The organism is Pedobacter sp. ASV12 (assembly GCF_016429155.1).
Taxonomy (GTDB): Bacteria; Bacteroidota; Bacteroidia; order Sphingobacteriales; family Sphingobacteriaceae; genus Pedobacter.
On record NZ_JAELUC010000197.1, the window covers coordinates 1 to 1,109 of the forward strand.

Consider the following 1,109-nt stretch of genomic DNA (forward strand, 5'->3'; position numbering starts at 1 on the left):
AATTAGAGTTGATACGTAAATCCGGAGAAACCCAATCGGTGTTGTTTGCCGATGATAACCTTATTGGCAATAGAAAGATATTAAAATCTGAGTTGCTTCCGGCCTTGATCGAATGGCATGAAGAAACAAAGCCTAATTTATATTTCATGACGCAACTTACCGTCAACTTAGCTGATGATGATGAAATGATGGAGTTGTTGCTTAAGGCCAAATTCAGAAACATATTTATCGGGATCGAAACCCCTGAGGCAGATAGCTTAAAAGCTTCGCTTAAAAATCAAAATCTGAAACGCGACCTGCTAGACAATATTCATAAGCTGCATCAATCGGGATTTACTGTTTTGGGAGGGTTTATCGTAGGCTTTGATACGGATAAGGAGTCGAGTTTTCAAAGCGTAATCGATTTTATCTACGAGGCCGCAATCCCTATCCCCATCGTGAATGTGTTGAAAGCACCACCAGGCACAGCGCTATTTGATAGAATGAAACGTGAAAATAGACTTTCCCGCCATTTTACATTCTCTGAAGGTGAAACCAATATCATCCCGATGATGGGAGCTGAGCGTTTAAAAGATGGGTTTTTAGAAGTGATTTCCAATGTTTACCCTGCTGAACATTCGTATAAAAGGGTAAAAAGGTTTTTGGAAATCCATGAATTTCCAAAAGATGGCGGTGTTAAGGTAAAAGAAAAATACACAGTATCGCAATTATACTATGCTGCAAAAGCAATTGTCAAATTAGCGGTGTTTGATAAAGATGCTAGATATTACCGTGATTTATTGCGATGGACCTATAAAAACAAAAGAAACCATTTATCTTTAGCTGTGATGTATGGAGTAATGATTTATCAGTTGCGAGAAAACCATAATCAAATTGTTTCCAAACTTTTTAAATCGACCAATGTCTTTGAAGGCCACCATGAAGTGCAACCTTTGGAAGAAGCAGTATGAGTTTGCTTATATGATTTGAAGTTAGGAATAAAAAAATGCCAATTACAATTTGTGGTTCGAAAACTATCCTACTGGGTTACGCTCAAATTACTCAAATGATGTAATAAGCCTTAAATCTTCCAATAATTGGTTCGAACCAGACTCTTCTGGGTGTACAAC

Annotated in this window: 1 protein-coding gene; it reads left to right on the forward strand. The window is 37.5% G+C overall.

The window, feature by feature from the left end:
* Positions 1-950 (forward strand): B12-binding domain-containing radical SAM protein (locus tag JHD69_RS19865; protein WP_199142074.1); only part of this gene is annotated, 950 nt, incomplete at its 5' end.
* Between the last annotated feature and the right edge of the window lie 159 nt (positions 951-1,109).